The sequence below is a fragment of the Streptomyces boluensis genome, assembly GCF_009908195.1.
GTDB lineage: Bacteria > Actinomycetota > Actinomycetes > Streptomycetales > Streptomycetaceae > Streptomyces > Streptomyces boluensis.
Genome location: NZ_JAAAHS010000441.1, coordinates 1 through 5,672, shown reverse-complemented (window position 1 = coordinate 5,672; position 5,672 = coordinate 1). Strand labels below are relative to the sequence as shown.

The 5,672-nt window shown below is 70.0% G+C and carries 5 protein-coding genes and 1 pseudogene; 3 read left to right on the top strand and 3 right to left on the bottom strand.

The window, feature by feature from the left end:
- A pseudogene (locus GUY60_RS39300) lies at positions 1 to 98 on the top strand (DUF397 domain-containing protein); the annotation flags it as partial.
- A gap of 198 nt (positions 99 to 296) precedes the next feature.
- Here GUY60_RS39300 and ychF read toward each other — a convergent pair.
- Positions 297 to 1,385: a redox-regulated ATPase YchF gene (gene ychF / locus GUY60_RS33195; RefSeq protein WP_161704673.1), complete on the bottom strand. Its 1,089-nt coding sequence runs from the start codon at positions 1,383 to 1,385 to the stop codon at positions 297 to 299.
- Between the two features lie 198 nt (positions 1,386 to 1,583).
- Between ychF and GUY60_RS33190 the strand changes: the two genes are divergently transcribed.
- Entirely contained in the window at positions 1,584 to 2,231 is a 648-nt protein-coding gene (locus GUY60_RS33190; protein WP_187370192.1) for a DUF6542 domain-containing protein, read from the top strand.
- Positions 2,232 to 2,261: 30 nt separating this feature from the next.
- On the opposite strand, the gene ppgK is transcribed toward GUY60_RS33190, so the two are convergent.
- Together ppgK and GUY60_RS33180 are read right to left on the bottom strand one after the other, a co-directional pair.
- Positions 2,262 to 3,014, bottom strand: coding sequence for a polyphosphate--glucose phosphotransferase (ppgK, locus tag GUY60_RS33185; RefSeq protein WP_161704671.1), 753 nt, complete (start codon positions 3,012 to 3,014; stop codon positions 2,262 to 2,264).
- Positions 3,015 to 3,095: 81 nt separating this feature from the next.
- Entirely contained in the window at positions 3,096 to 4,100 is a 1,005-nt protein-coding gene (locus GUY60_RS33180; protein WP_161704669.1) for a 4-hydroxy-3-methylbut-2-enyl diphosphate reductase, read from the bottom strand.
- Positions 4,101 to 4,270: 170 nt separating this feature from the next.
- Between GUY60_RS33180 and GUY60_RS33175 the strand changes: the two genes are divergently transcribed.
- Positions 4,271 to 5,578, top strand: a complete 1,308-nt coding sequence (locus tag GUY60_RS33175; RefSeq protein ID WP_246235969.1) for an APC family permease — start codon at positions 4,271 to 4,273, stop codon at positions 5,576 to 5,578.
- Positions 5,579 to 5,672: the final 94 nt, after the last annotated feature.

Here is a 5,672-nt window from a genome sequence, read left to right as displayed (position 1 = left end):
CCCCGGACACCGTCGTCACCACGAAACGCGCCAAGTGGGACGCCTTCGCACTCGGCGTACAGGCCGGAGAGTTCGACCACTTCGTAGACGGCACGTAGGGCGCCCTGACTCGCCGTTCAGTGCCACCCAGCCGGTATCCAGCCAGCGTACGAAGAACCACGGGTGACGACAGGTGGCGAACCGCCCATCCAGCCAAAATCCAGCCACCGGTACGCGAACGGGGCCGCCCCGGCATCGGGGCGGCCCCACCCGACCTGACTGTTTGCTAATCCAGCAGATCCACGGTAATGCGCGGCTCACACGTTGAACCGGAACTCCACCACATCCCCGTCCTGCATCACATACTCCTTGCCCTCCATACGCGCCTTGCCCTTGGCGCGGGCGTCGGCGACCGAGCCCATTTCGACCAGGTCCGCGAAGGAGATGACCTCGGCCTTGATGAAGCCCTTCTGGAAGTCGGTGTGGATGACACCGGCCGCCTCCGGGGCCGTGGCGCCCTTCTTGATCGTCCAGGCGCGGGATTCCTTCGGGCCGGCCGTCAGGTAGGTCTGGAGGCCGAGGGTGTTGAAGCCGACTCGGGCGAGGGTGGCGAGGCCGGGCTCCTCGGCGCCGACGGACTGGAGGAGCTCCAGGGCGTCCTCCTCGTCCAGCTCGGCGAGGTCCGCCTCGAGCTTCGCGTTGAGGAAGATCGCCTCGGCCGGGGCGACCAGGGCGCTCTGCTCGGCCTTGAAAGCGTCGTCGGTCAGCTCGTCCTCGTCGACGTTGAAGACGTAGAGGAAGGGCTTGGTGGTGAGGAGGTGGAGGTCGTGCAGGAGCTCCTCCTTGCCCGAGCCGTTGAGGATGCCCTGCGAGGACAGCGTCTCGCCGCGCTCCAGGATCTCCTTCGCCGCCTCGACGGCCGCCACCTTCGGGGCGATGTCCTTCTTGATGCGCGACTCCTTCTGGAGGCGCGGCAGGACCTTCTCGATGGTCTGGAGGTCGGCGAGGATCAGCTCGGTGTTGATCGTCTCGATGTCACTCTTCGGCGAGACCTTGCCGTCGACGTGGACGACGTTCTCGTCCTGGAAGGCACGGATGACCTGGCAGATCGCGTCGGACTCACGGATGTTCGCGAGGAACTTGTTGCCGAGGCCCTCACCCTCGCTCGCGCCGCGCACGATGCCCGCGATGTCGACGAAGTCCACCGTCGCCGGAAGGATCTTCTGCGAACCGAAGATCTCGGCCAACTTGTCCAGGCGCGGGTCGGGCACGCCCACGACACCGACGTTGGGCTCGATGGTGGCGAACGGGTAGTTGGCCGCCAGCACGTCGTTCTTGGTCAGGGCGTTGAAAAGGGTCGACTTGCCGACATTGGGCAGGCCGACGATTCCGATCGTGAGCGACACGTTGCGACTTCCCGTACGTGAGGTCTTGTGGAGGACCCGATGGCTGCCGGGCCGATCCACCAGTCTACGGCGCGCCCCGGCCCCCGCCGCCGCCCGCCCGTGGACCGGGCGGCGGGGCCCGTCGAACGCAGGGCCAAGGTCGGCCAAAACGCGTGTCCAAGGGCGGTTTTCCGGAGCCCGCCGACCTAGGTTGGAGCGGTGGAGCAACACAGGACGCGACCGCCCAGGGACAGAGCGCGACGAACCGCACCGCTGCCGCCGCAGGCGGGCGGGCCGCGGCCCGGCACCGGACCGACTCCCGGCGGCGCCACCGTGTACCGCGCCGCGTCCCGGCCACGCCACCCCGGCCCGCCGCTGGTCATCGCGCTGCGCCGGGTGCTGCGCGCCGTGCGCAAGGGCGTCGCCGCGGTGCGCGCGCTGCCCAACCCGCGGCTCACGGGGCTCGGCAGCGGGCTGTTCTGCATGGTCGTCATGCTGCTCGTCGCCTGCCTCGACCGGCTGCTGTTCGACGGTTCCGCGGTGGCGTACGGGCTGCTGTTCCTGCCGGTCAGCGCGCTGACGGCGGCGTGGGTGCGGCCGGCCGACCTGGTGACGGCGCCGGTGGCCGTGCCGATCGCGTTCGCCGTCGGGATGCTGCCGCTCTCGGGCGGCTCGGACGGCTTCGGCGGTCAGGTCATGGGCCTGGTGACGGCGCTCGCGATGCACGCCGGGTGGTTGTACGGCGGGACGCTGATCGCCGGAGTGATCGCCTCCGTACGCAAGGTGCGGATCATGGGGCGCAAGCGGGCCGCGCAGCGTGCCGCCCGCGCACCGCAGCGCCGCCGGATGCCCGCCCAGCCGTCCTGAGCCCCCCGGATCGGCCACCGACGTCCGCCGTTACGCGGGTGCGTTCGCTCTCGCCGCCATCGCCGCGCCCACGATGCCCGCGTTGTTCTGCAGCTCCGCGGGGACGATCTCGGCCTTGATGCCCTTGATGAGGGGCAGGAACTTGTGCGCCTTGCGGCTGACGCCGCCGCCGATGACGAACAGCTCGGGCGAGAACAGCATCTCCACGTGCGCGAGGTACTTCTGGACCCGGTGCGCCCAGTGCTCCCAGGTCAGGTCCTCGTCCTCGCGCGCCTTGGTCGAGGCGCGCTTCTCGGCGTCGTGACCGTGCAGCTCCAGGTGGCCAAGCTCGGTGTTGGGCACGAGCGTGCCGTCGACGAACAGGGCGCTGCCGATGCCGGTGCCCAGGGTGAGCACCAGGACCGTGCCCTCGCGGCCGCGGCCGGCGCCGAAGTGCATCTCGGCGACCCCGGCGGCGTCCGCGTCGTTGAGCACCGTGACCGGGCCGGAGCCGATGCGCTCGCCGAGCAGGGCGCGGGCGTCCACGTCGACCCAGCCCTTGTCCACGTTGGCCGCCGTGCGAACCGTGCTCCCGCCGGTGACGACGCCGGGGAAGGTGATGCCGACCGGGCCGTCCCAGGAGAAGTGGCGGACGACGTCCTTGACGCCGTCCGCCACCGCGTCCGGTGTCGCCGGGTGCGGGGTGAGCACCTTGTGCCGCGGCTCGGCCAGGTCGCCCCGTGCCAGATCGACCGGGGCGCCCTTGATGCCGGATCCGCCGATGTCCACGCCGAAGATCTGCATGGACACCACGTTACGACGGCGCACTGACAGTCACGAGATGGCGCCGGTCGCGGGGTCCGCTACGGGGTGCGGCCAGGTCCGTTACGAGGCGGGGCGGCCCGTGCGCTCCTCGATCAGCGTGGCCGCCTCGGCGCGCAGGTCGCGGCGGAGCTCCTTGGGCAGCGAGAACGTGAGGGACTCCTCGGCGGTCTTGACGATCTCCACATCGCCGTACCCCTTCTCCGACAGCCAGGCGAGGACTTCCTCGACCAGGATGTCGGGGACGGAGGCGCCCGAGGAGACGCCGACGGTGGTGACGCCGTCCAGCCAGGTCTCGTCGATCTCGGAGGCGAAGTCGACGAGGTGTGCCTCGGGGCAGCCGGCCTGCTTGGCGACGTCCACCATGCGCTGGGAGTTGGAGGAGTTCTTGGAGCCGACCACGATCACCAGGTCCGACTGGACGGCCAGTTCCTTGATGGCGATCTGGCGGTTCTGCGTGGCGTAGCAGATGTCGTCCGAGGGCGGGGAGATCAGGTTCGGGAACTTCTCCTTCAGGGCGTCGACCGTCTCCATCGTCTCGTCGACGGAGAGCGTGGTCTGGGAGAGCCAGACCACGCGGGATTCGTCGCGCACCTCGACGTTCGCCACGTCCTCGGGGCCGTCGACCAGGGTGATGTGGTCGGGGGCCTCGCCGGAGGTGCCGATGACCTCTTCGTGGCCCTCGTGGCCGATGAGGAGGATGTCGTAGTCCTCGTTGGCGAAGCGGACGGCTTCCTTGTGGACCTTGGTGACGAGCGGGCAGGTGGCGTCGATGGTGGCGAGGCGGCCTTCGCGGGCCTCCTCGTGCACGGAGGGCGCGACGCCGTGCGCGGAGAACATCACGATGTTGCCCGGCGGTACCTCGGTGGCCTGGTCGACGAAGATCGCACCCTTCTTCTCCAGCGTCTGCACGACGTATTTGTTGTGCACGATCTCGTGCCGGACATATACGGGAGCCCCGTACTGCTCCAGGGCCTTCTCGACGGCGATCACGGCGCGGTCCACGCCCGCGCAGTAGCCGCGGGGGGCGGCCAGCAGGACGCGGCGGGCTTGGGTCTGTGCAGTCATGCCCCCATCGTAAGGGCGCTCCCAGCGCGTCAAAGATCCACACCTTGGGGAGACTGGTACGGCCGGTTCACAGCGGACCGGCCGGGGTCTTGGAGGCGCCAGTGTCGGGTGACGGCGACAGCAGCACGCCGGGGGCGGGCTCCGGGTCCGGCCAGGACACGCATGAGGGCCTGCGGCGGAGCCTCGGTTTCAAGGACCTGGTGGTCTACGGGCTGCTTTTCATCGCCCCCATGGCGCCGGTCGGCGTCTTCGGCGCCCTGGACGCGAAGTCGAACGGCGCGGTCGCCCTTGTCTACCTCGTGGCCACGGTCGCGATGGCATTCACCGCGTTCAGCTACGCGCAGATGGTCCAGGTGGTCCCGCAGGCGGGCTCCGTCTTCGCCTACGCGCGCGTGGCGCTGGGCAAGGGGCCCGGTTTCATCGCCGGGTGGATGGCGATGCTGGACTATCTGCTGATCCCGGCGGTGGCCTATCTGTTCTCCGGGATCGCGATGAACGCGCTGGTCCCGGAGGTCTCCCGGTGGGTGTGGACGGCGCTTGCCGTGGTGATCACCACGGCCCTGAACCTGTGGGGCGTACGGGCCGCCGCGCGGGTCGGTTTCGCCGTCCTCGCGATGGAGATCGTCGTCCTCCTGGTGTTCATCGTCTCCGCGCTCGTGGTGCTCGCCCAGGACGGGGCGCGGCGCGGCTGGCTGACGCCGCTGGCCGGTGACGGGGGCTTCGCGGTGAGCGCGATCCTCGGGGCGGTGTCGATCGCGGTGCTCTCGTATCTGGGCTTCGACGCGATCGCCTCGTTCGCGGAGGAGGTAACCGGGGGTTCGGCGAAGGTGGCACGCGCGGTGCTGTTCTGCCTGGCGCTCGCGGGCTTCCTGTTCGTGGCGCAGACGTACCTGGTGGCGCTCCTCGAACCGGTGTCGTCGGCGGAGCTTGCCGCGGAACCGGCCAAGCAGGGCTCGGCGTTCTACGACGCCGTGGATGTGTCGGTGGGCAGCTGGCTGCACGATCTGGTGGCCGTGAGCAAGGCGATCGGCGCGGCGTTCGCGGCGCTCGCCGGGCAGGCGGCGGCCGGGCGGCTCGTCTTCGCGATGGCCCGTGAGCGGCGCCTACCGAAGGTCCTCTCGCGTACGGACTCGGGGGTTCCGCGGGTGGCGATCGGTGTCGCCGCGGTGATCACGCTGGTGGCCGCGGTGTGGGCGGCGCGGCGCGACGACGGCATGGACCACCTGGTGTCGGTGGTGGACATCGGCGCCCTGGTGGCGTTCACGCTGCTGCACGCGTCCGTGGTGTCGTGGTTCGCGGTACGCAAGCAGGGCGGGCCGGTCGTCTGGTGGCGGCACGTGCTGCTTCCGGTGGTCGGCGCGGTCATCACGGTCGCGGTGATCGTGGAGGCCTCGCACACCGCGCAGGTCGTCGGCGCGATCTGGTTCGTGGTGGGTCTTGTGGTGCTTTTCGCTCAGCGGGGGCGAGTTCTTACGTAGTGGGGTCGGCGCTGTCGACTCGGGCGCCGTCGATCGCCCTGCGGGCTCGTCCTCAATCGCCGGACGGGCTGAATCTCCTTCCCCTCCCCGCCCC

What these genes read in the sequence shown, in the direction of transcription:
- ppgK (WP_161704671.1), bottom strand. Translation starts at nt 3,014, where the DNA reads ATGCAGATCTTCGGCGTGGACATCGGCGGATCCGGCATCAAGGGCGCC.
- GUY60_RS33180 (WP_161704669.1), bottom strand. Translation starts at nt 4,100, where the DNA reads ATGACTGCACAGACCCAAGCCCGCCGCGTCCTGCTGGCCGCCCCCCGC.